This window comes from Nonlabens sp. (genome assembly GCF_965657255.1).
In the GTDB taxonomy this organism is placed as follows: domain Bacteria; phylum Bacteroidota; class Bacteroidia; order Flavobacteriales; family Flavobacteriaceae; genus Nonlabens.
The window spans coordinates 39415-61875 of sequence record NZ_CBFHNM010000011.1; the positions used below are offsets into that span (position 1 = coordinate 39415).

A 22461-nucleotide genomic window follows, 5' to 3' on the forward strand; every position below is an offset into this window, starting at 1 on the left:
TCAAACCCAAGCTGTTTTAACTTACACTGTTTAGGGGATAGTGTCCAAAAAAATCTCAATGAAGCTAGCTTCATTGAGATTTAAATAATAATTTTAATGCTTTACGTATCTGTATCGGTTATTTAGGACTAGACACTAATTAAAAATTACTTTTTGATTAATCCTATCTCTACAAGACGTTGATGTAAAAATTCTCCAGCGGTAATGTCTTCATATTGTTTAGGATTATTTTCATCTATACACTCTTTTAAACAGTCCAGTTTCATATCACTACGTGGGTGTAAGAAAAATGGTATAGAGTAGCGGCTGGTGTGCCATAAATCTCTAGGTGGATTTACCACTCTATGAATAGTAGATCGCAATTTATTGTTGGTATGACGTTGCAACATATCTCCTACGTTTATAACCAGCTCATCTTCTTTTGCTATGGCATCAATCCATTCTCCAGCACGGTTTTGAACTTGTAATCCAGGTGCACTGGCACCCATTAATAAAGTAATTAAATTGATATCGCCATGTGCACCAGCTCTAACAGCGTTATCTGGCTCGCTAGTAATAGGTGGATAGTGAATAGGTCTTAAAATAGAATTACCGTTACTTGCCCAGTAGTCAAAGTAATGCTCTTCCATTCCTATATGTAAGGATAAAGCTCTTAAAACGTAAATACCTGTTTTCTCTAGCATTCTATAAGCTTCCATTCCAGTAGCGTTAAACCCTGGTAACTCTTTAACAATGACGTTATCTGGATAATCGTCTTCTATAGTAACATCTGGCGCTACTTCTTGACCAAAATGCCAAAACTCTTTTAAATCACCTTCTTTTTTACCTTTGGCGTGTTCTTTCCCAAAGGATACATATCCACGCTGTCCACCTAGATCTTCTCTTTCATATCCTAATTTTGTTTCTTTAGGAAGCTGGAAGAATTTTTCTACTTGTGCATATAGTTTTTCAACCAGGTCGTCAGATAGAAAGTGGTTTTTTAAGGCTACAAAGCCTATGTCTTCATAAGCAGCGCCTATCTCGCTAATAAATTTTTCTTTTCTCTTAGGATCATCGCTCAAAAAGTCGGCTAGATCTACGCTTGGAATATTAGTCATATGAATAAGTATTAATAGGTTGTATTTAAAATTTCAATGAAGTGGTCAGTAACAACTCGTTACCAGAGTAAAGAGGTGCTATATGCCACTGTACTTGAGATACTTGTTTTTCTGTTTTATTTTTAAAGATAACATTCTTTAAGAAAGGATGCAGCCAGTAAGCTATTTTTGTGGATAAAATTCCTATTCCAGCGCCGGCCAGTACATCACTAAACCAGTGCTTATCATTATAGATACGTAAAAATCCGGTCGCAGTAGCAACACTATATCCAGCAATACTATACCATGGTGATACATGACCATATTCTTGATGTAAGAACTCTGCTGCCATAAAAGATAACGCCGTATGACCAGAAGGAAAACTACTTACAGATCTACCGCTAGGTCTTCTTACAGAAGTATTATTCTTGATCAATCGTACGGTAGAATACATAAAAAGGGCAGAAGTTCCTATAATAATGCTTTTATCTACTAAGTTGTTTCTACCTTCTATACCAGCAAATTCTAATCCAAACGTAGTAAGAATAGGTGCAAGAACGGTATAGTCATCTATACCAGTTTTCACTCCATCTGGCTGCAATTGTGTTCTTATGTTGCGATCCCACTTTCTTATAGGATCGTTTTTTATTCCCAGTATACCATAGGTGATTAATCCTGCTGGTAGGATCAATGATGAATAGGAAAACTTTACATCCTTTTGAAAAGGAAGAGAATCGGCTTTCTTTTTTTGTCCATTAGCATGAAGAACAGTAAAAAGAATACAAAACAAAATCAATCGCTTCATGTATATCATTAAGACAACAAAGTTACTAAATGAATACGAGTATCTGCGGGCAATCCATTAATAAGAACCTAGATTATCTTACATTTGGAATACAGTATTAAGAACATGATAGATACACAGCCCACAGATTTCAAAAAATTATATAAAAATAACCTTGATAAAGAGGTATTAATAGATTTATACAAAAAAATGCTTTTACCTCGATTGATAGAGGAAAAGATGCTTATTCTACTGCGTCAAGGTCGCATTTCAAAATGGTTCTCTGGTATAGGTCAGGAAGCAATCGCTATAGGTGTGACCGCTGCGATGCAAAAAGAAGAGTACATCCTACCGATGCATAGAAATTTAGGCGTTTTTACAACCAGAGAAATACCTTTATGGAAGTTATTTGCGCAATGGCAAGGTAAAGCAGATGGTTTTACAAAAGGTCGAGACCGTAGTTTTCACTTTGGTACCCAAGAATACCACATCGTCGGTATGATATCACATTTGGGACCACAATTAGGTGTTGCAGATGGTATTGCATTAGCTCAGAAATTAAAGAATACAGGAAAAGCGACAGCTGTTTTTACCGGTGAAGGAGGAACTAGTGAAGGTGATTTTCACGAGGCGCTTAATGTGGCTAGTGTATGGAGTTTACCAGTGTTATTTTGTATAGAAAATAATGGATATGGTTTAAGTACGCCTACTAGTGAGCAATACAACTGTGAACATCTTGCAGATAGAGCGCTAGGTTATGGTATAGAATCGCATATCATTGATGGTAATAATATCGTAGAAGTGTACACAAAGATTTCTTCCATTTTAAACGACATGCGCGAGAATCCGCATCCGGTATTGATAGAATTTAAGACCTTTAGAAGACGCGGTCATGAAGAGGCTAGCGGTACAAAATATGTTCCAGATGAGTTGATGGAATATTGGGAAGAGCGTGATCCATTAACACGCTTTGAGCAGTATTTGTTAGATGAAAAAATCATTTCTAATGAAGATGTAGAGCAATGGAATACAGATTATAAACAGGATATCAATGATGGTTTAGATCTCGCTTTCGCGAAAGCGTTACCGCAATCCACACCAGAACAGGAACTGGCAGATGTCTTTGCACCACATAATCATCATCAAGTAGAGCCTGAAACCAGCACACAAAATATACGTGTTATAGACGCTATAAAAGATGGGTTAGAAGAAGCTATGGACGCGTTTGAAGATCTTGTAATTATGGGACAAGATGTGGCAGAATATGGTGGTGTTTTTAAAATTACCGAAGGTTTTGTAGAAAAATACGGTCGTGATCGCGTTAGAAATACGCCTATATGTGAAAGTGCGATTGTAGAAGCAGGAATGGGATTGAGCATTGCAGGAATGAAAGCTGTGGTAGAAATGCAGTTTGCAGACTTTGTAAGTAGTGGTTTTAATCCTATAGTGAATTATCTGGCAAAATCTTATTACCGCTGGAATCAAAAAGCAGATGTGGTTATTAGAATGCCTTGTGGTGCAGGAGTAGGCGCAGGACCGTTTCATTCACAAACAAACGAAGCCTGGTTTTATACCGTTCCAGGTCTTAAAATAGTCTATCCTTCATCTCCTGCAGATGCAAAGGGATTGCTTATAGCATCTATTGAGGACCCTAATCCGGTACTTTTCTTTGAGCATAAGGCATTGTACCGCTCCAGTTATGACGATGTTCCTAAGGGATATTACAACATTGAATTAGGAAAAGCTGTCACGTATTCTGAAGGAAATGATGCTACTGTTATCACATTTGGCGCAGGTGTGCACTGGATGAAGCAATTAATGGAAGAAATGGATGTCCATATAGAATTGATAGATTTAAGAACATTAGTTCCTTTAGATAAAGAGACAATTATACGATCTGTACAGAAAACTGGTAAGGTTTTATTACTTACAGAAGATAGTCTTACTGGTAGTGTTATCAGTGATATTGCCGCGTTTATTAGTGAAGAATGTTTTGAGTTTTTAGACGCACCAGTGATGCGTTTGGGTAGTATAGATACACCTATTCCTTTTGAGAAAGGCCTAGAAAATAATTACTTACCTATTCCAACTTTAAAAGAAAAAGTGAAAAAATTACTAGAATATTAAAATGAAGTAGATTTTAATTCTATTGTTGAGAAATTCTGAGTTAACTAAATATTAAGAATATGAAATTTATGGATGAAGCGGATAACTTCCGTTATGTACTTTGCGCATTGACTATTATTTTTACTTTTTTAGTTTTTTTGGTCCCAATCCTGAAGGTGGTACATTAATGCCTACTGCTGTAACTCTATTAATTCTTTTTTCATCGTTACTATTTATTTATCTAATTCTGAAAGCTATTCAGAAAAAAAAGTTAGAGATAAAGATTCAAAAGAAGTATAGATTTACTTCTAGCCATTATCTTTGAATAGTGGAGAAACAATACGATATAATCATTGCCGGTGGTGGACTTTCAGGTCTGACAGCGGCAATTTTGTTTTCTAGAAAGAATAAAGTTTTGCTTATTGATCCAGACACTTATCCGCGACATAAGATGTGTGGTGAGTATTTAAGTAATGAAGTTACTGGTTTTTTAAAGGAGTTGGGTATTGATCTGGATCTAGAAACAACTATGAATTTAGAAAGCCTAAAATTTACTGCTTCTAGAGATAAACAAATCAAATGTGAACTGCCTCAAGGTGGCAAAGGAATCTCTAGATATCATCTGGATCATTTACTTTATCAAAAAGCTATAGAAAAAGCGACATTTTTACAAGATAAAGTTATCGATGCTAATTTTAAAGATGATTCTTTTGAAGTAAAAACAATTACACAAGAATTAAGCTGTAGACTATTTCTAATGGCAACTGGAAAAAGATCCTTATTAGATAAAAAATTAGATCGCAATTTCATTCAACAAAAATCTCCATGGCTAGCCGTAAAAATGCACTATAAATTTGATATGGAAACTAATCTAGTCGAGCTTCATAATTTTGATGGTGGCTATGCCGGTGTTTCCAAAGTAGAGGATGGACATGTGAATCTTTGTTATCTTGCTAGTTATGAATCTTTCAAACGACATAAAAATGTAGACGATTTCAATAAAGAGATCCTTTCAAAAAATGAATTTTTAAAGGCTTTCTTCAAACAGGCTACACCAGTTTGGGATCAACCTATTACCATTTCTCAAATTTCTTTTGAGAAGAAAGATCCTGTAGAAAATAATATCATCATGATGGGTGATACTGCAGGACTGATACATCCTTTATGCGGTAATGGCATGGCGATGGCTATTCATAGTGCAAAAATTGCCTATGAAGAACTACAACCATTTCTAGAAGGTCACATCAGTAGAGAACAAGCGCTAGAAAAGTATGCTATAACATGGGATAAAACATTCCAAAAGCGTTTAAAAATGGGGCGTTTACTGCAAGGAATTCTACTTAATCGCACTTATACAAAACTCGGTTTATGGTTTCTACGTAGGTTTCCATTTCTCTTATCAACGATCATAAAAAGTACACATGGGAAACCTATCTAAAATAAAATACGTTTCTGATGTGCGCAACACAGATCCAGAATGGATGGATGATCCTGCGCTTGATGAAGGAACTCTTCAAAACGCAGTAGATGATATTAATATAGTCAATAAGCTTTTAGGTGGCTTTAAATTTATGTTAGATGCTGTTAAAAAGGAAATTGCAAAATATCCTGATCAAAAGCTTACCATAGTAGACGCTGGTTGTGGAGATGGAGAGATGCTTAGATATTTAGAAAAACATTTAAAAAATGAAAAGCTAAGCTTTTTAGGATTGGACTTTGCTGCACGTTCTATAGCAAAAGCGCGTTTAAAGAGTGATGGATTGTCACGATTACGCTTTCGCGAAAGCGATATTCTAAAAATCAATTCAGAAGATCTTAAGTGTGATATTTTGATAAGCTCTCTAACCATGCATCATTTTAGTAATGAAGGGATTGTTGAATTTCTGACTAAATTTAGAGAGATCACAACAAAAAGTATTATAATTAATGATTTGCACAGGCATCGATTGGCTTTTCTTTTTTTTAAATATTTAAGTCCTATTTTTATAAAACATGATATTTCAAAACACGATGGACTGATCAGTATCGCATCAGGTTTTAAGGTGAGCGATTTTAAAAAATATGCTACAGCAATAGGCATTACAAATGACCGATGGACATGGAAGTGGTCGTTCCGTTTTATATGGATAATTCCAATAGATGAGTGTAAAAATTAAAAGTGTAGCGACAGTAACGCCACAGTATTATAAAGAGACTAAAGATATTTTACCATTTGTAGAAGAATGGCTATCAGGTCAGGACGATCGATTGAGACGTAAAACCATCAAAATTTTTGAAGGTGCTGGCGTTGACAAGCGGTATTCTATTATGGATCCTGTAGAAGTGTTTACCAGAACTTCTTTTCAAGATCGCAATGAGATTTACAAAAGAGAAGTGGTGCCACTAGCTCAAAAAGCAGTTGAAAAAGCTCTTGATAAAGCCTTGTGGAATGCGCAAGATCTAGATTATATCATCACCGTAAGTTGCACCGGTATCATGATTCCGTCCATTGATGCGTACTTGATCAACTCTATGAAGATGCGTCAGGATATTGTACGTTTACCTGTTACAGAAATGGGTTGTGTTGCTGGAATTTCTGGATTGATCTATGCAGAGAATTTTTTAAAAGCAAATCCTAATAAAAAAGCAGCTGTCATTGCTATTGAAGCGCCTACAGCAACTTTTCAATTAGACGATTTCTCCATGGCAAATATGGTGAGTGCAGCAATATTTGGAGATGGTTGTGCTTGTGTATTACTTTCTTCCTGTGAAGAAGATAGTGGACCTAAAATCAAATCACACGAGTTTTACCACTTTCCTGATGCGACACATATGATGGGATTTGATCTCGTAAATAGCGGATTACAAATGGTGCTGGATAAAACAGTTCCTGAAACCATTGCCAGTCATTTTCCAGCGATTATTCATCCATTTTTAGCAAAGAATGGATTGACTATTGAAGATATTGATCACCTTGTTTTTCATCCTGGTGGGAAAAAAATCGTCCAGACGGTGGAAGAGTTGTTTCATAAATTGGGTAAAAATATAGCTGATACTAAAGAGGTGTTGCGTATTTATGGAAACATGAGTAGCGCAACAGTTCTATTTGTTTTAGAGCGATTTATGAGTCGTGAGCTTAACAAAGGCTCCAAAGGTTTGATGTTAAGTTTTGGGCCAGGATTTACCGCTCAAAGAATACTATTGGAATGGTAAAAGACTTTGAAAATAAGTATGCATTAATTCTAGGTGGTAGTAGTGGCTTAGGTTATGCTAGTGCATTAAAATTGGCTGAAAACGGAATGAACCTTATTATCTTTTATAGAGCTTCAAGAATGCAAGCTACAGAAATTGAAACTAGATTTGATATCATAAGGTCGTTTGGAATTCAATTATTAACTGTAAATAGTGATGCTACTAGAGAGGATAAGCTAGACGAAAATCTTGAAAAATTAAAGACTTTCCTTAAGGATCAAAAGCTAAGTTTATTACTGCATAGTATTTCAAAAGGGAATTTAAAACCTATGACAGGTGACAGCACACTTTCAGCAAACGATTTCCAGCAAACAATTCATTCTATGGGAATAAGTCTGTACAGCTGGACAAAAGCGTTATTTGAAGCTCATTTATTTGCAAAACCTGCAAAAATCCTAAGTTTTACCAGTGAAGGAAGCACGCGACCTATGAAATCTTACGCTGCCGTCAGCGCGGCAAAAGCAACTTTAGAAGCTATGAATAGAAGCATCGCTATAGAGTTTGCTCTACATCACATAACTTCTAACTGTATTCAGGCTGGTGTTACAGACACTTTAAGTTTAAGCATGATTCCTATGTATGAAGAATTGAAAGAAGAAAGTTTGAAGAGAAATCCGAATGGAGAATTAACCACTCCAGAACGTGTAGCAAATGTGGTATATTTAATGACTAGGGAAGAGGCTAGCTGGATCACTGGATCTGTTATTAAAGTGGATGGTGGTGAGAGTTTGCAGTAATTTGAACTTGAATTCGAACTTGAATTTGAAATGATTTTATTTTTATGAAAAAGATCACAAGTGAAACAGTTGGTATTCTAACACAGGATAATCAGTTCGAAGACTGGTGGATTAGTGATCCTATATCTATCCCTTTTTTAGAAAATAAAAGTATGACAATCACATTTGTTGATTTCAATCCAGATGATGATGTAAATTTTATAACAGAAAGTGACAAAGCCTTAAAGTTATTCCTAAATAAAAAATCTGTAGATCGTTTAGAATTGAGCGAATTGGCTTATGAAAATTGTATGAAGTTTTTAAGTGTAGTTCCTTATGATAAGGCTGATGAGCCTTTGTGGAAAATAAAAACGAAAGCAGATATTTGGAATTTTATCTATCCAACTGATATTTATGTTTCTCGGAGGCACAGACGAGATAAAGATATTTACATAAATATGGCCTGCGAATGTGAATGGGAGCAAGAACACGGACTTCAATTTATATTTAGAAGAGGAGAATTCCTAGTTAGAGTAAGCGATCAGGATGGTCATTTAACAGAAGCTGATGCTTATGACAAAGATGATAGTCAGGATAAGTTATTGATTAAATCAAATAACATAAATGAGTTCTCTAAAGCAGTCGAAGTTTCCTCTAGACCTATTCAGAATAATAATTGGTGGAGAAGAATATGCATCAAAATCTTAAAAATTAATAACTAATCTCAAATTAAAAATGCTTCTCAGCCCTCTTGAAAAAATAGTAGCTAATCTTCCATATGGCGATGGATTCAAATTTGTGGATCAATTGCTAGAATTAGATGAAGAAAGCGTGATAGGCATTTATCGTTTTCGCGAAAGCGAATATTTCTATAAACATCATTTCATAAATCAACCTGTTACACCAGGTGTTATACTTATCGAGTGCATGGCGCAAATAGGTTTGGCCTGTTTAGGTAGCTATTTAATGAGTGATAAAGAAGGAAAGCCGCAATTTGTATTTACCGAGAATCATATCAATTTTTTAAATACAGTTTTACCAGAAACAACGGTAATTGTAAGTGCTAAGAAAGAATACTTTAGATTCGGTAAATTAAAAGTAGTCGTTCAAATGATGGATGAACACGAGAAAAAGATAGCTGAAGGCTGGATGAGTGGAATGATGTTGAGTGAGTGATTATAAATCGTCATTCCGCTTGCATAGCGGAATCGCTTAAAATCCTATCCATAATTATTTATAGACACGAGACTCATCCCAATTTTTTACTATTAAACTTACTCATTCAATTCCCAATTATAATCCATATATTTTATTTTAGCATCTTTATTGATTTTCAAGGTGCTATACTTATTTAGAAAATCAGTAAGATCACCATCTTTAGTAAAGTCTTCGCTGAACCATCTAAAAATTTTAGAAACTTCCACACGATCGGTGGTTATTTTGTTTCTTTTGGAATCGTTTACAAATTGTACCGCTAGTTTTTCAAGTTGCTGATCTACTTTTTGAGCAGTAAAGGCTTCATTAGGTAATTGCGGACAAGAAAAAGAAGCGCAATTAATACCAAAATGAATACGAGGCTCGTTCATTTTTCTTAAAATATCATGTTCTATTTCTTCAAGACTAATAAGTGTCCCATTAATACTCCAGTTTTTCTGTTCCCATGGGTTTTTGATGTCTTTAATACTTTCTGTAGGGTAATTGCTAATGATTAGATCTAACGTCATCGCGTTATAAGCATTCATGTAATAGGCCAGTAAAGCATTGCGACTCCATGATTTATTAGGTTTTGCAGCTTCCAGTGTTTTGATATAACTTCTTAAGTTGGTCGGATTCTTTTTTAATCCAGCATAGTTAACACGACCATCTGTAGACACATAATTTTTCAATACTTGATCAAATAATTCGTGGTCTACTTCCTTATCATCTTCTTGATAAGCTTGCAGAGTGTTAAAAGCCTTCATCTTGTTATTATTTATTTGAACAAATTCTGCGGTATAAACTGTTTCATCTCTACTTTCCCTTGCAGTGTTGCAAGAAAAAAGAAACCATAATGAAGTAATAATAAGGAACGTTTTCATTAGTGTTGTTTTAAATATTTATTGACTTTGTTATTTTATCTGTTAAAAATATTGACCTATCCCAAAAACAAATCCGTTGGTTGCGTTATTGCCTATTCCAAATCCGTAATCAAAACGTATGACTGCATTAAAGATACGTTTATGAATAAATCGTATTCCCAAACCTGGGTTAACTTTTAAAGTAGAATTGCTCACAAGATCATTTAAATCTCCTGTAGGATTTCTTCGCGTTCCTGTGTCTAGAAATGTATTGCTTTGCAAAACAAACCAATCTTTTTCATACAACGTATGACGGTATTCGGTGTTCAAGGTGATTTCTGCAGTTCCACGTCCTGCACTATTTCCTGCGCCTCTTATGTTCAGTTGATTGTCTAGAGCAAAAGGCGCAAACCTAGAATCATTAAAAGTGGCATAAGATAATTTCAGTCTACTAGCCCAATTACCCTTGTTACCTATCTTTTTGAAATATTGAAAATCGGTTTGTGCGATCAATTCATCATCTAGCAATCCTTCTCCACCAGTTATCAATTCCACATTTGTGAAGTTCCTATAACCATAAACGTATTGGTAATCTACAACCAGATGATTGTTCTCATATTCTGTTAGAATGCTCCATTTTTGTGCACTCAATTTATCGGGAACATCAGTTGTCGCGAGTCCATCAATAAAAGAGTACTCTTGATCTACGTACTTAATTCCCAACTGGAAGTTATTATGAAAATCCAACTCATATAAAGCATAAATCTCGGTGGATAAGTTATCTAGTTTGTAATTCACGGTGTTATCATCAGGGAAAAATATTGGCTCTCTGGTTACATTTTTAATATAGTTAACGCCTATACCTAACTTATTTGAAAATAGGTAAGGAGCTTCCCAATAACCACCAAATGAATCAAACACATTACGACCATAAAAACCACCTATAATTTGATTTTGACCTAAAAAATTAAATTCAAATACCGATAATCTAAAGGCAAAACTATCATCATTTGCCTGCGATACTCTTACTCCTGGAATAATTGTGAAATTTTCTACTACTTCGTAGGTAAGAATATATGCTGCAGGATTTGTTTTATCGAGTTGATAAACGGCTTTTGCAATACCAGGTAAACGATTGAGACGTTCAACATCGGTTTCTATTTGTTCTATATTATACGCACTGAGTGGCTTTACTTTTACTAATCGTCTTAAAAAGGATTCTTTAGTTCTTTTAAGCCCTTCAAATTGAATGTTTTTAATAATGATATTTTGCGCAAGCAAACTGTTTGTTATAAATAATACCATTATAAGAAGAAGCGATTTACTCATAAAAACTTAATTACTTTAAGACCGTAAAACTAGTGTGTTTAAATCGTGAAACGTTGTAATAAAACGTATTTATCATCACAGAAGTATAAAGTTTATGTGATACTTAAGTTTTGATCAGTATCTTTTTAATTAAATTACATGTTTTATTAGAGATTTTTTAGTTTAATGTTGCTATGATAAATACCTCAAAGAATAGAGTTGTAATTACAGGAATGGGCGTTGTAGCTCCTAACGCTGTTGGTGTTTCCGCTTTCGCGAAAGCGTTACAAGAACAAACCTCTGGAATACGATTTGATCCTCAACTAGCTGAATTAAACTTCGGTTGTCAAGTCTCTGGAACGCCACAAATAACCGAAGAATTACTTTTAGAAAACTTTACTGCATTACAATTGAGAGGTTTAAAAGCCAGCGGCCTGGTTTATGGCGTCATCGCTGCTAAAGAAGCCTTTGCAGATGCAGGTTTAAAAATTGCTCCAAAGGAAGAAGCACTCTCTGAAATAGGAATTATTTTTGGAACTGGACAAAGTGGTGGAGAAAAATTTAGAGAGGCCATTCACCTTATAGACGATGGAAGAGTGCGCAGGCTGGGAAGTACCAGCGTTATTCAAACCATGACTAGCGGTATAAGCGCCTGGCTAGCTGGAGAATTGGGTTGTGGAAATATGGTAACCAGTAATTCTAGTGCTTGCTGCACAGGAACAGAAGCTTTTTTGATGGGTTATGAACGTATCGCGGCAGGAAAAGCGACTCAAATGCTAGTAGGATCTACCAGTGATTCTGGACCTTACATTTGGGGTGGATTTGATGCCATGCGCATTTTACCAACTAGGTATAATGAAGATCCACAAAATGCCAGCCGTCCACTATCAAATGATGCTGCAGGTTTTGTACCTGGATCTGGTGCAGGAGCTTTTATTCTTGAAAATCTAGAAAGTGCACAAAAAAGAGGAGCAAAGATCTATGGCGAGGTGTTAGGTGGCTCAGTAAATTCTGGTGGTCATCGTGGTGACGGATCGATGACAGCTCCTAACGGTAAAGCGGTTCAAGATTGTATTCAATTAGCCATGAAAGATGCTCAAATTGAATCTAAAGATATCGACGCAATAAACGGCCATCTTACAGCAACTTCAAAAGATGCTTTTGAAATAAAGAACTGGACCGAAGCTTTAGATCGCAAAGAATCTAATTTCCCAACTATAAACACTTTTAAATCATTAATAGGTCATTGTCTTGCCGCTGCTGGCAGTGTAGAACTAGTAGGAGCCGTGTTGCAGTTGAAAGAACAAAGGGTCTATGGTAACAGTAATATTACTGATTTACATGGCGATATATCTGATTTAGTAGATGCTGCTGCTTTGCCTTTACAAACAAAGAATATGAAAATTAATGTGCTTGCAAAGGCCAGTTTTGGTTTTGGAGATGTAAATGCCTGTGTAATTCTTAAGAAGTTTGACAGATTGGAAACATAGTCAAGCAACCAACTACTGAAGACAAAATCTTTATATAACTAACTGTTATTAATTCTTAAACTCATCCTTTTCTCTAGTGTTAATTCATTTTTTGATGGTATTTTTATCATCCATTGAAGATATAAATATGCAAGAAAACGAAATACAACAAGAGCTTTTTAAAATAGTAAAAGTCTACTTACCACAAGATGTGAAGGAAGACGCGGTAAGGCTGGACAGCCATTTGATGCAAGATTTAGGAATCAATAGCGCACATTTAGTGGATATAGCACTAGATGTAGAAGATACCTTTGATATTACTTTAAATGAAAAGGATATGGAAGAAATGCAAACAGTAAGCGATGCTATTAAAATCGTATCTGAAAAGACTGCTTGATCTTAAAAAACATTCTTAAGCGCTAAAATGGAGAATAAGAATCATGATAATCATTTTGTTATAAAATGAGTAATGGTTAAACCTTTGTAAAGCTTGATCGCAAAAGCTTTGTTTCCTATTATCTTTAAACAAAAACCATAAATGAAGGCAAACAAAACCAATTTATTAAAAGAAACGCCTATAGATCATGAAATCCATGACCTCATAAAAAATAGATGGAGTCCGCGTACTTTTTCTGATCAACCAATTTCACAAAATGAGTTGCAAATTCTTTTTGAAGCGGGAAGATGGGCACCTAGTTCTAATAATTTACAACCTTGGAATATGGTTTGGGGTATCAAAGGAAGTGAAACATACGAACGCATATTAAATGTTCTTGTAGAGTTCAATCAAAATTGGGCAAAAAATGCACCAGTACTTTTGTTAGGTGTGATTGACACAAAAACGCCTAAAGGTGATGACAATTATCATGCACCTCATGATTTAGGTCAGTTTGCAGCTAATATGGCCATACAAGCACAAAGTATGGGAATTGCGATGCATCAAATGGCTGGATTAGATTATGAAAGAGCTAGAAAAGAATTTAAATTTCCAGAAACCTTTCATGTTGCTACAGCTATAGCACTGGGTTATTATGGCGGTGATTTAAGTGATGTTCCTAAAGATCTACAAGACGCAGAAACAGGTGAACGCAGCCGTAAGAAACAGAATGATTTTGTCTTTAATGGTGATTATCGAGCCACTGGAGATGTAGAGTAATTTTTACTAAATTAAATGAACTAAAATACCTTTGTTAATTTATCACATAACAAAGGTGTTTTAGGTTTATGCAGAAATACGATCTTCGTTTGAAAGAATCATGTTCTTCAATGAATTTACTGCAATATCGACAGATTTTTTGAACTTCAAGGACTCTATCTCGCAACATATATTTTTATGTTCCGTAGACACTATTATACAGACTACCTCTCTCGTTCTATTTTTAAAGTCAAATATTTTTTTAAAAGTTACCTGTATTTTATGAATCGGATTATTTCTCTCTAACTTTTGCAACTGTTTTTTTGTGAACTGTTCTAAATTTTGATTAGACGGAACATGTACGTAATTGAAATAAATCATATGGCTCTTTTAACATACTTACGTAGCAATTAAAATTATGGTTTCCCTTCAATATGTTAAAATCATAGATAAACGACGTAAACTTGACGTAAATTATCATTTAAAGAGCAGTAGACTACAAGTTTTCATTTTTATTATCGATAGTTGAATATTTTGAGAGAATTGCACCTAAGAATAAAGAGATAAATATTACCGCTAAAGAAATCCATTCTGGAAAATGAATGTGATGCACTAAAATCATCTTGACACCTACAAATGACAAAATCGCTACGAGACTGTAATGAATGTATTTAAATTTATCTAATAAATTAGAAAGGAAGAAATACATACTACGCAATCCCATGATGGCCAAAATATTACTAGAAAAAACAAGAAACGGATCTTTTGTTATAGCAAGAATAGCAGGTATAGAATCTAATGCAAATAGCACGTCAGTTAATTCTATTACAACTAAAGCTAGAAATAGAGGAGTGGCAATATTCTTTCCCATTTTTTTAATGAACAGTTGTTGACCGTACATGATATCGGTTACAGGAAAAACCTTTCTTGCAAGTTTATAAATACTAGACTTTTTAGGATCAAATTCTTCATCATCACTTTTAAGCATTTTAAAAGCGGTATAGAGTAAAAATCCTCCAAAAATATAAGTCATCCAGCTGATCTCGTTGATCAATGTGATACCAAAGAGAATCATCAAAGCCCTGAAGACAAGTGCACCTGCAATTCCCCAAAAGAGCACACGATGTTGGTATTTTTGATCTATAGAAAAGGACTTGAAAATTACCGCTATCACAAAAATATTATCAATACTAAGAGATAATTCAATAAGATAACCAGTGAGATACTTCAAAGAAGCATTCCAAGCGGTTAGTTGGTCTGGGTTATCAATATAGTTACCATCATAAATTAAATAGACAGCAATAGTAAAAGCCAAAGCAATTCCAACCCAAAGAGCCGTAAACTTTGAAGCCTCTTTAATACTAATTACATGAGCATTTCTATTAAAAATAAATACATCTAAAAACAGGAACACGCTCACTAAAGCAATAAATGAAATCCAGATGATCATAAAGTAATGATAGGTTAAATATAAAATCCAGCCTTTAAAGCTGGATTTTTAAAATAGACTTATTTATTGATTAGGGAATTCTTATTGCGGCTGTATCCACATCAAAAAATGTAAGCATCTCGTTGTATAACTTTACTTCTAATCCTTTGGACCCTTGTATGGCAATAGGAAATATTAGCATATTAGGGTCTTTTTGTAAGGTTTTTATAGCGCCATTACAATCCACGTCATGATCCTTACCATAACTTTCTATGTATCTGGAATGATCAGTATGTATTAAATCTCGAGTTCTTAATTCTAATGAATCTGCTATTTCAGTCCATACCGTTCCCGCTACTTTTTCTTTAGAGATATCAATAGCTAGCAGATTTTTATCTGCTGCTTCTGCATAGGCGCGAATTTCTCTGTGACTTTTCTGGTCAGAATTAAAAATTAGAATGATTTGTTTTGGGTCTGTGGCTAGTGATATCATTTATGAGTGTGTTATTATAGTTGACTTTCTCTTTTCACACTGCGTCTTAAGTTGATCTATAACTTTATTTACAGAACCATGAAAGGTATCTGTACTTTCTTCTGCAAATAACCTAGGACCAGGAGCACTCAACCTTATTTGAGCTATCATTCCTGTATCATCACTAGAAGTTTTTTCAGTAATAAAAAACACATCAGCTCTAGTTACCCAATTGTAACGATCAAAAATAGTTTGTAATTTTTCTTTAGTATAGTTTTCTAGGTCTTGACTTCCAGAAACATGTTGGTAATTAAATTGAACAGTTGTCATATTGTTTTTTGTTAAAAATACATTACAACCGCAAATAAGTAAGAGTAATTATATAATCCTTAATACAGCTTTAGCAAAGGATTAAGAATTTTATAAATTGATTCAAACATTTAAATTAGATAAAAAACGGCTATAAAGTTGCTAGGTTTATTATGTAGTATTTAATTTTCCGTAAATAGTTAAAATCGATTTACTTTTAAACTTTAGTTATTCATTATATTATAAAGATAATTAAATCCTGTCTTAACAAAATAGATGGTGATATTGTCGCTTTCGCGAAAGCGGAAAAAAAAATAAAACGGCACTATTTATGTAGCTTATAGACTAAAAAATAAAATGAAAACATACCAATATTCCTTAATTTTAATTCTTACCCTTGTGTTAACAGCTTGTAAATCAAGTTTTACAGAAGAAGATCGTGATAAATTAGCCACTTTGCAAACGCAAATGAGTGAAGGGTCTTTTGAGTTCAAAGCTACTACGGTTAAGCCGTTTAATACGCAAGCATTAAATAATGTAGCAAATGAACTATTGTTACGCACGGGAAATAGCGCTGCACGCATTAACGTACAAGGAGAAAATTATACAATGAAAATAGAAGAGGAGCAGGTGGTTTTTTCTCTGCCTTTTTATGGAGAACGACGTATGGGTGGTGGATATAATAATGATACAGGTTATTCATTCACTGGAGATTTAACAAATCTAACCAGTATTATAAATGAGAAAGAAAAATGTATCGTCTATGAATTTTCTACTTATCATAAATCAGAAAGCCTAGATGTAGAGTTAAAAGTGTTCAGTCCTAATTCTGCACAATTACATATTAATAGCAGTCATCGTACGTTCATAAAATATGATGGAAATATTAAATGGTTGCAGAAGATCTAGATTTACCAAGATTTACGTATTAGTACAAATTGCTTTTCAATAAGGAATCTATGTGTTGGCATTCAGTTGTTATAAAAAGATTATACTGCAAGTATAGTTTAGTTGTAATACTTGATGTTTATCTATCAATGAAAAATGAATAAATTACAAAAGATAGAGGATGGTTGTATGGATGGTCCACGCAGTTTACAAAATATTCTATTTGACATAATATATATTATGGTTCAAATAGTGATTGGAATAAATTAGGCGAATAGCCCTTTTTCGGGCTATTTGACATAGTTCCAGTTATGATGTCTTTAGACTCATATCGTCAGGAATTATGTCACAGCCGTAATATCTATAGAATGAAAATATATATTATGGTTCAAATAGTGATTAGAATAAATTAGGCAAATAGCCCATTTTTAGGCTATTTGACATAGTTCCAGATATGACGTCTTTAGACTCATATCGTCAGGAATTAGGTACACGACCGTTGTTGCAATCGATAACCAAATCGGTATGTTGTAAATAACACAATGCATTTATGCAGCTAATAGTCTTTTGGGACCATCTAAAAAATTATTAGAAAAATAAATTTAGCTGTTTTATAATTCTTCTAATATGTATAACTGGTAAATAATTTTAAAATAGACGATTCTCAGGCATCCAATGTTTCTAAATATCAGAAGAACACTTCAGAATCAATTTGTGATGTTTCAAAAATCATTTCTCATATCAATTAAGGAATACATCAGTTTTTAAGGTGTAATATGATTAATGTGGTATTTACTACGCAATTAATGAATACCATATAATGAAATACATGATCTGGACTGCTGCTTTCGGTTACTTAATATCACATTTAAACATCTATCTATTTGACATAATATATTATAAGTAAATTGCACTATAGATTACTTGTAGATAAATATTCCAGAAATTAACTGTTGCAAGTATTCCTGTTTCTTAAATTACCATCAAATCCTGTTTTATGATTCCTAAACTTCATTTTGTTTCCAAAGCAAAAACCGTAGCCCTACATGTAGAAAACATCCAAAAAGCCTGCAGTTCTGGGATTGAAGCGGTACAACTGGATATGGAACACATTTTAAAAAGAGACAAATTGAAATTGGCTCAAGACGTGATCAAAATCACTTCGCATTTTCAAACCAGATTATTTATAAAAGCGGATTACAAATTGGCTATTGAAATAAAAGCAGACGGCGTTTACCTAGATCAAAATGACGCCTCTCCTACTCTAGTTCGCAAACATCTCTTTGCTTGGCAAAGTATAGGCGCAACAGCTTATACCTTAGAAGATTGTCAAGAACTGATCGCAAAGGAAGTAGATTACATAGGTTTAGGACCTTTTAAGATCTCAGAAAGTGATAATAACCAGCTAGTAGCCTTAGGTTATAACGGCTATACAGCCATTACCGATATACTAGAAACAGAAACACCTATTCTAGGATTTGGAAAAGTCACTACAAATGATGTCAAAGGAATTCTGGAAACCGGTGTTTCTGGTTTGTTAGTTTCTGAAGCGATAAAAAGTGATTTTTCTAGTATCAAAGAGTTTCATAAGTTATTAAATGCTGGTAGTAGTATGGAGATGCAACATAAGTTTTAGTAATTGACAATAATTATTTTACATGTTATTAAACAAGTAAATTAAAATGAAAAAATCATTTTCTCGTTACAGATTATTTATAGTCTAGATTATAGCTTTCTCTACAACTTACAGTAAATCAGAAAACAATTGTTTTGAAACCAGCCTTTGTGAATATCTATCCCAGAAAACTTTAAAACCACCACCGCTTTCCCTTTACATTTGCCGTCCTAAAAAATAAAACGATAAGCGCGACTTGGTACGAGTGTAAAGTGAAATATAGAAAATTTGATGAAGCGAGTGCAACACACAAAATCAAAACAGAACCTTTTCTAGTAGATGCCATCTCTTATACAGAGGCAGAAAGTAGAATCACGCAAGAAATGGCAGCTTACTTGCCAGATAACGAAGAAATTAAAATCATCAATATTAAGGTAGCCAACTTTGCAGAGATCCATCCTTTTGAAAATACAGACCGATGGTTCAAATCTAGAGTTTCCTTAATTGCTTTTGATGAAGAAAGCGGTAAAGAGCGCAAGACCAATATGTATTTGCTCGTACAAGCAAACGATGTGCAAGAAGCTTATGTAAATACGGTAAGCACCATGCAAGACACTATGGGAGAATATACCATTCCCGCCATTTCAGAATCGCCTATCATGGATGTATTTCCTTATTTCACTGGTGAAGAAGAAGATATGGAACGTTTAAAGTCCTTTGTAGCGATCAAAGATTCGGTTCCAGCACAAAACAACAAAGACGAAAAAGCAGCCATGCAGGATAGTCTCTCTACTGGTGAAGAGGAATAAATTCAACCTATCCTAGTGCTGCAAAGCATAGTCAGCTAGAGTGATCTTAAATGAGACGCTATCAAATTGAGCATGACAGATAGATTAGGATCAGGTAATTTTGTAAAAAAAAAGCTCCAACATAATGTTGGAGCTTTTGTGAAAATATATGAATAATTACTTAGTCAACTACTTTTACATTAACGGCGTTTAAGCCTTTGTTACCTTCTTTAAGGTCAAATTCTACTTCATCACCTTCTCTGATCTCATCAATCAAACCAGAAACGTGTACAAAGTGGTCTCTTTCAACTCCTTCTTCTGTGATAAATCCAAATCCTTTAGTGTCGTTGAAAAATTTTACTGTTCCTCTACTCATTTTACTCTATTTAATTTATTAATACTTATTAAGTTACAAAGGTAATGCCATAATATGACAATGAACCCTTTATTTCAAAAACACTTTAGTATATCTCGCACATATTACCTCATATAACTGTTTATAAGAGGTTTAATTACTAGATTCTATTGGGTTATGGAGAATAGTTACAGTAGTTAATGAACTAAAAGCTCTTGTTTTTATAAGAGATGTATACATTTCACGCTTTCGCGAAAGCGGAATAGACACAGATCTCTAATCAAATCAGGACAATACACATGTGAGGTAAATCCTCAAAATCTTGTTAAGTGTTGTTTTCAGAATGTTAATCACACTAACATTTTACAGCCTTGTTCTTATATGGAAAGAAAAATATTGATTTTGCAGGAAAAGACCTAGATATTCCGGGAAGAAATAAATCCAAAAAAGGTAAAGGAAATACGGGACTCCATGATGAAGAAAACAAATTGCACAGTCAGGGCGGCGATAGAAAAAGCCATCTAGAAACTGATAACGCTACGTTCTAAAAAAGTTTTCTCTATGAAAAAGGCATTCAGGTTAATGACCTGAAAGCCTTTTTTAATATTATATCAATGAAAATATTTTTCTAAATAAGCCAGCATTTAATGGCTACAACATTATTAATTTTCAGACTTTTTTGAAGGTTCTTTTTTTTCCATGGACATGTGAATAATCGCGTCGCCTTTATTAACGATGGGCGCTTGATTCACACAAAAGACATAACCGTTAACAAGCGCTTTGACTGATTTTTCAAAGAAGCCAAAAGGATCTGAAATACTACCAATAACTTCTCCTTTACTATAAAATTTACCTAGAACAGCACTACTACGGAACATACCAGAATAACGCGCTCTTATCCATTTAGAACTTTCTACTACAATCGGTTCTGTTTTTTTTCCTTTAGAAGATATCTCTTGTGAAAAATCGCGTACACCTAAATGATGCATAATATGTAATGCTCCTTTTACTCCTACTTTGGTCACTTTCTTATCAATATCTAAAGATTTCCCACCTTCAAATAGTAAAACTTTTTTACCCATTTTAATGGCAGAGTCACGATAAGATTTCTCTCTACGTTTAGACTTCATTATAAACGAGGCTCCAAATATTTTGGCCAACTCCAGACTTTCTTCATCGCCTTCATTGATGCGCACTTGTGGTGCATTGAAGCGATTTGCGCCACCAGTATGAAAATCGAGACAATAATCTGCTAGAGGAACAATTTCTTTCATCAAATGATGCGCAAAAATACTAGCTAGAGAACCAGTTTTACTACCTGGAAAAACTCGGTTTAAATCCCTACCATCTGGAAATTGCCGTGTTTGATTTAAAAAGCCAAAAATATTAACCACAGGAATACATATTACCATTCCTTTCTCTGGCTTATTATATCCTTTTGCTACGATTTGTCTAACTATTTCTACTCCATTGATCTCATCACCATGGATACCGCCAGTAATTAATATGGTAGGTCCAGGCTCTTTGCCTCTTTCAATAATAATAGGAACTTCTATTTTAGTGCGCGTATGAAGTTTTGCAATATCTAGATGGATTTGTATGCCTTTTCCCTGAGAAACTGCTTCACCTAAAATGTAAATACTACTATTCGGCATTGCGTTCTACGTATTTGATAATCTGTGAGGCAATATCTTTACCAGTTGCGGTTTCAATACCTTCTAGACCTGGTGAAGAATTTACTTCAAGAATTAAAGGACCTCTTGCAGATTGTAACATATCTACACCAGCAATTCCTAATCCCATAACTCTTGCGGCTTTTAAGGCAGCATTTTCTTCTTCGTCTGTAAGTGTTACAATATTGGCACTACCGCCGCGATGTAGGTTGGACCTAAACTCTCCTTCTTTACCTTGACGTTTCATAGCTCCTACTACTTGTCCATCAACAATAAATGCGCGTAAATCTGCTCCTTTTGCTTCTTTGATAAATTCTTGAACGATTACACGAGCTTGTAACCCATTAAAAGCTTCAAGAATAGATTCTGCACTGTTTTTATTATCGGCTAGCACTACACCTAACCCTTGAGTTCCTTCTAACAATTTGATGACTAATGGTGCTCCGCCCACTTTTTCTACGACATTAGATACATTTTTAGAGTAATTACTAAAAACAGTTTTAGGTAAATCTAATCCAGCACGAGAAAGGATTTGTAAACTTCTCAATTTATCTCTAGAACGAACTAATGCTTGTGATTCTGTTGCGGTGAATATTTTCATCATTTCAAACTGACGTACCACAGCTGTTCCAAAAAAGGTTACAGAAGCACCGATACGAGGGACGACTCCTTGAATATCTCTTATCTCTTGATCTTTATAAATAACAATAGGTTTCTTCTTTTCAATTACAAGGTCACATTTTGTGTGATCGATAATAATCATTTCATGCCCTTTCTTTTTACCTGCTTCTATAATTCTTTTAGTAGAATAAAGGTTAGGATTGGCTGATAAGACTGCAAATTTCATTGGTATATGTTTAATAATAGATTAAAGCTGAGTTAGTAGAAATGGAATGGTTCACTAACAGAGCATAGAAATGTGAACCGCTGGCTGTAAGATACAATAATTAAGAACCTTTGTTTTAAAATGAACTTAATTTACAGACTTATAAAGAAACCTTCTTTAAGCCACTAAATTCTATGCAAGGATAACTATTTTTACTTTTTATT

General features: G+C 34.3%; 25 protein-coding genes. 14 read left to right on the forward strand and 11 right to left on the reverse strand.

All coding sequences use genetic code 11. The features are described 5' to 3' along the window. Positions 1 to 146: 146 nt before the first annotated feature. Complete coding sequence (locus ACTF54_RS11820) at positions 147 to 1097, reverse strand: isopenicillin N synthase family dioxygenase (RefSeq protein WP_347196644.1); 951 nt, start codon at positions 1095 to 1097, stop codon at positions 147 to 149. A gap of 25 nt (positions 1098 to 1122) precedes the next feature. Continuing rightward, positions 1123 to 1881 carry a phosphatase PAP2 family protein gene (locus tag ACTF54_RS11825; RefSeq protein WP_438969421.1) on the reverse strand — a complete coding sequence of 253 codons (759 nt, stop codon included), beginning with the start codon at positions 1879 to 1881 and terminating at the stop codon, positions 1123 to 1125. Between the two features lie 105 nt (positions 1882 to 1986). Between ACTF54_RS11825 and ACTF54_RS11830 the strand changes: the two genes are divergently transcribed. The 7 genes from ACTF54_RS11830 to ACTF54_RS11860 all read left to right on the forward strand — a co-directional run bounded on the left by ACTF54_RS11830 (position 1987) and on the right by ACTF54_RS11860 (position 9089). Beyond that, complete coding sequence (locus tag ACTF54_RS11830) at positions 1987 to 3987, forward strand: alpha-ketoacid dehydrogenase subunit alpha/beta (RefSeq protein WP_438969422.1); 2001 nt, start codon at positions 1987 to 1989, stop codon at positions 3985 to 3987. A 307-nt stretch (positions 3988 to 4294) separates the two neighbouring features. Beyond that, the gene (locus ACTF54_RS11835) at positions 4295 to 5404 is read left to right on the forward strand and encodes an NAD(P)/FAD-dependent oxidoreductase (protein WP_438969423.1); all 1110 of its coding nucleotides are present in this window, start codon (positions 4295 to 4297) and stop codon (positions 5402 to 5404) included. Next, positions 5388 to 6122 (forward strand): methyltransferase domain-containing protein, encoded by a 735-nt coding sequence (locus tag ACTF54_RS11840; RefSeq protein WP_347196640.1) that lies wholly within the window; start codon positions 5388 to 5390, stop codon positions 6120 to 6122. Before ACTF54_RS11835 ends, ACTF54_RS11840 begins: the two co-directional genes overlap by 17 nt. Beyond that, positions 6106 to 7158, forward strand: a complete 1053-nt coding sequence (locus ACTF54_RS11845) for a type III polyketide synthase (RefSeq protein ID WP_347196639.1) — start codon at positions 6106 to 6108, stop codon at positions 7156 to 7158. The genes ACTF54_RS11840 and ACTF54_RS11845 overlap by 17 nt, the downstream gene beginning before the upstream one ends. Then, complete coding sequence (locus ACTF54_RS11850; protein ID WP_438969424.1) at positions 7152 to 7934, forward strand: SDR family oxidoreductase; 783 nt, start codon at positions 7152 to 7154, stop codon at positions 7932 to 7934. The genes ACTF54_RS11845 and ACTF54_RS11850 overlap by 7 nt, the downstream gene beginning before the upstream one ends. Before the next feature lie 44 nt (positions 7935 to 7978). Continuing rightward, the gene (locus ACTF54_RS11855) at positions 7979 to 8635 is read left to right on the forward strand and encodes a DUF6985 domain-containing protein (RefSeq protein WP_438969425.1); all 657 of its coding nucleotides are present in this window, start codon (positions 7979 to 7981) and stop codon (positions 8633 to 8635) included. 13 nt (positions 8636 to 8648) lie between these two features. Next, entirely contained in the window at positions 8649 to 9089 is a 441-nt protein-coding gene (locus tag ACTF54_RS11860) for a 3-hydroxyacyl-ACP dehydratase FabZ family protein (RefSeq protein ID WP_438969426.1), read from the forward strand. Positions 9090 to 9187: 98 nt separating this feature from the next. On the opposite strand, the gene ACTF54_RS11865 is transcribed toward ACTF54_RS11860, so the two are convergent. After that, a complete protein-coding gene (locus ACTF54_RS11865; protein WP_438969427.1) occupies positions 9188 to 9991 on the reverse strand; it encodes a DUF547 domain-containing protein in 804 nt (267 codons plus the stop codon). A gap of 42 nt (positions 9992 to 10033) precedes the next feature. Next, a complete protein-coding gene (locus ACTF54_RS11870; RefSeq protein WP_438969428.1) occupies positions 10034 to 11299 on the reverse strand; it encodes a POTRA domain-containing protein in 1266 nt (421 codons plus the stop codon). A 173-nt stretch (positions 11300 to 11472) separates the two neighbouring features. Between ACTF54_RS11870 and ACTF54_RS11875 the strand changes: the two genes are divergently transcribed. The 3 genes from ACTF54_RS11875 to ACTF54_RS11885 all read left to right on the forward strand — a co-directional run bounded on the left by ACTF54_RS11875 (position 11473) and on the right by ACTF54_RS11885 (position 13903). Continuing rightward, complete coding sequence (locus tag ACTF54_RS11875; protein ID WP_347196634.1) at positions 11473 to 12768, forward strand: beta-ketoacyl-[acyl-carrier-protein] synthase family protein; 1296 nt, start codon at positions 11473 to 11475, stop codon at positions 12766 to 12768. 127 nt (positions 12769 to 12895) lie between these two features. After that, positions 12896 to 13144 (forward strand): acyl carrier protein, encoded by a 249-nt coding sequence (locus ACTF54_RS11880; RefSeq protein ID WP_438969429.1) that lies wholly within the window; start codon positions 12896 to 12898, stop codon positions 13142 to 13144. A gap of 141 nt (positions 13145 to 13285) precedes the next feature. Next, complete coding sequence (locus ACTF54_RS11885; RefSeq protein ID WP_347196633.1) at positions 13286 to 13903, forward strand: nitroreductase family protein; 618 nt, start codon at positions 13286 to 13288, stop codon at positions 13901 to 13903. 66 nt (positions 13904 to 13969) lie between these two features. Here ACTF54_RS11885 and ACTF54_RS11890 read toward each other — a convergent pair whose 3' ends face one another. From ACTF54_RS11890 to ACTF54_RS11905, 4 genes are all read right to left on the reverse strand, one after another. Next, positions 13970 to 14263: an HPF/RaiA family ribosome-associated protein gene (locus ACTF54_RS11890; protein ID WP_438969430.1), complete on the reverse strand. Its 294-nt coding sequence runs from the start codon at positions 14261 to 14263 to the stop codon at positions 13970 to 13972. Between the two features lie 115 nt (positions 14264 to 14378). Continuing rightward, positions 14379 to 15332, reverse strand: coding sequence for a TerC family protein (locus tag ACTF54_RS11895; RefSeq protein ID WP_438969431.1), 954 nt, complete (start codon positions 15330 to 15332; stop codon positions 14379 to 14381). A 70-nt stretch (positions 15333 to 15402) separates the two neighbouring features. Beyond that, on the reverse strand, positions 15403 to 15804 hold the full coding sequence (locus tag ACTF54_RS11900; protein ID WP_438969432.1) for an arsenate reductase family protein: 402 nt from the start codon (positions 15802 to 15804) through the stop codon (positions 15403 to 15405). After that, positions 15805 to 16113, reverse strand: coding sequence for an HPF/RaiA family ribosome-associated protein (locus tag ACTF54_RS11905; protein WP_347196631.1), 309 nt, complete (start codon positions 16111 to 16113; stop codon positions 15805 to 15807). 336 nt (positions 16114 to 16449) lie between these two features. On the opposite strand from ACTF54_RS11905, the gene ACTF54_RS11910 reads away from it, so the two are divergent. The 3 genes from ACTF54_RS11910 (at position 16450) to ACTF54_RS11920 (ending at position 19404) form a co-directional block, all read left to right on the forward strand. Next, on the forward strand, positions 16450 to 17001 hold the full coding sequence (locus tag ACTF54_RS11910) for a DUF4251 domain-containing protein (protein WP_438969433.1): 552 nt from the start codon (positions 16450 to 16452) through the stop codon (positions 16999 to 17001). A 976-nt stretch (positions 17002 to 17977) separates the two neighbouring features. Beyond that, the gene (locus ACTF54_RS11915; protein WP_438969434.1) at positions 17978 to 18616 is read left to right on the forward strand and encodes a thiamine phosphate synthase; all 639 of its coding nucleotides are present in this window, start codon (positions 17978 to 17980) and stop codon (positions 18614 to 18616) included. 224 nt (positions 18617 to 18840) lie between these two features. Beyond that, positions 18841 to 19404 (forward strand): DUF4494 domain-containing protein, encoded by a 564-nt coding sequence (locus tag ACTF54_RS11920; protein WP_438969454.1) that lies wholly within the window; start codon positions 18841 to 18843, stop codon positions 19402 to 19404. 160 nt (positions 19405 to 19564) lie between these two features. Here the strand turns inward: ACTF54_RS11920 and ACTF54_RS11925 are convergent, their stop codons facing one another. After that, positions 19565 to 19759 carry a cold-shock protein gene (locus ACTF54_RS11925; protein WP_347196628.1) on the reverse strand — a complete coding sequence of 65 codons (195 nt, stop codon included), beginning with the start codon at positions 19757 to 19759 and terminating at the stop codon, positions 19565 to 19567. Between the two features lie 350 nt (positions 19760 to 20109). Here ACTF54_RS11925 and ACTF54_RS11930 point away from each other — a divergent pair, with 350 nt between their 5' ends. Beyond that, positions 20110 to 20286: a hypothetical protein gene (locus tag ACTF54_RS11930; protein ID WP_438969435.1), complete on the forward strand. Its 177-nt coding sequence runs from the start codon at positions 20110 to 20112 to the stop codon at positions 20284 to 20286. A gap of 114 nt (positions 20287 to 20400) precedes the next feature. On the opposite strand, the gene ACTF54_RS11935 is transcribed toward ACTF54_RS11930, so the two are convergent. Beyond that, positions 20401 to 21393, reverse strand: coding sequence for a succinylglutamate desuccinylase/aspartoacylase family protein (locus ACTF54_RS11935; RefSeq protein WP_438969436.1), 993 nt, complete (start codon positions 21391 to 21393; stop codon positions 20401 to 20403). Continuing rightward, entirely contained in the window at positions 21383 to 22258 is an 876-nt protein-coding gene (gene rimK / locus ACTF54_RS11940; RefSeq protein WP_438969437.1) for a 30S ribosomal protein S6--L-glutamate ligase, read from the reverse strand. Before rimK ends, ACTF54_RS11935 begins: the two co-directional genes overlap by 11 nt. Between the last annotated feature and the right edge of the window lie 203 nt (positions 22259 to 22461).

Excerpts from the sequence above, each read along its gene's own strand:
- ACTF54_RS11900 (WP_438969432.1), bottom strand. The coding sequence starts at position 15,804 with ATGATATCACTAGCCACAGACCCAAAACAAATCATTCTAATTTTTAAT.
- ACTF54_RS11910 (WP_438969433.1), top strand. The coding sequence starts at position 16,450 with ATGAAAACATACCAATATTCCTTAATTTTAATTCTTACCCTTGTGTTA.
- ACTF54_RS11840 (WP_347196640.1), top strand. The coding sequence starts at position 5,388 with ATGGGAAACCTATCTAAAATAAAATACGTTTCTGATGTGCGCAACACA.
- ACTF54_RS11875 (WP_347196634.1), top strand. The coding sequence starts at position 11,473 with ATGATAAATACCTCAAAGAATAGAGTTGTAATTACAGGAATGGGCGTT.
- ACTF54_RS11905 (WP_347196631.1), bottom strand. The coding sequence starts at position 16,113 with ATGACAACTGTTCAATTTAATTACCAACATGTTTCTGGAAGTCAAGAC.
- ACTF54_RS11890 (WP_438969430.1), bottom strand. The coding sequence starts at position 14,263 with ATGATTTATTTCAATTACGTACATGTTCCGTCTAATCAAAATTTAGAA.
- ACTF54_RS11825 (WP_438969421.1), bottom strand. The coding sequence starts at position 1,881 with ATGAAGCGATTGATTTTGTTTTGTATTCTTTTTACTGTTCTTCATGCT.
- ACTF54_RS11860 (WP_438969426.1), top strand. The coding sequence starts at position 8,649 with ATGCTTCTCAGCCCTCTTGAAAAAATAGTAGCTAATCTTCCATATGGC.
- ACTF54_RS11845 (WP_347196639.1), top strand. The coding sequence starts at position 6,106 with ATGAGTGTAAAAATTAAAAGTGTAGCGACAGTAACGCCACAGTATTAT.
- rimK (WP_438969437.1), bottom strand. The coding sequence starts at position 22,258 with ATGAAATTTGCAGTCTTATCAGCCAATCCTAACCTTTATTCTACTAAA.
- ACTF54_RS11880 (WP_438969429.1), top strand. The coding sequence starts at position 12,896 with ATGCAAGAAAACGAAATACAACAAGAGCTTTTTAAAATAGTAAAAGTC.
- ACTF54_RS11895 (WP_438969431.1), bottom strand. The coding sequence starts at position 15,332 with ATGATCATCTGGATTTCATTTATTGCTTTAGTGAGCGTGTTCCTGTTT.
- ACTF54_RS11870 (WP_438969428.1), bottom strand. The coding sequence starts at position 11,299 with ATGAGTAAATCGCTTCTTCTTATAATGGTATTATTTATAACAAACAGT.
- ACTF54_RS11935 (WP_438969436.1), bottom strand. The coding sequence starts at position 21,393 with ATGCCGAATAGTAGTATTTACATTTTAGGTGAAGCAGTTTCTCAGGGA.
- ACTF54_RS11865 (WP_438969427.1), bottom strand. The coding sequence starts at position 9,991 with ATGAAAACGTTCCTTATTATTACTTCATTATGGTTTCTTTTTTCTTGC.
- ACTF54_RS11830 (WP_438969422.1), top strand. The coding sequence starts at position 1,987 with ATGATAGATACACAGCCCACAGATTTCAAAAAATTATATAAAAATAAC.
- ACTF54_RS11885 (WP_347196633.1), top strand. The coding sequence starts at position 13,286 with ATGAAGGCAAACAAAACCAATTTATTAAAAGAAACGCCTATAGATCAT.
- ACTF54_RS11915 (WP_438969434.1), top strand. The coding sequence starts at position 17,978 with ATGATTCCTAAACTTCATTTTGTTTCCAAAGCAAAAACCGTAGCCCTA.
- ACTF54_RS11850 (WP_438969424.1), top strand. The coding sequence starts at position 7,152 with ATGGTAAAAGACTTTGAAAATAAGTATGCATTAATTCTAGGTGGTAGT.
- ACTF54_RS11820 (WP_347196644.1), bottom strand. The coding sequence starts at position 1,097 with ATGACTAATATTCCAAGCGTAGATCTAGCCGACTTTTTGAGCGATGAT.
- ACTF54_RS11855 (WP_438969425.1), top strand. The coding sequence starts at position 7,979 with ATGAAAAAGATCACAAGTGAAACAGTTGGTATTCTAACACAGGATAAT.
- ACTF54_RS11925 (WP_347196628.1), bottom strand. The coding sequence starts at position 19,759 with ATGAGTAGAGGAACAGTAAAATTTTTCAACGACACTAAAGGATTTGGA.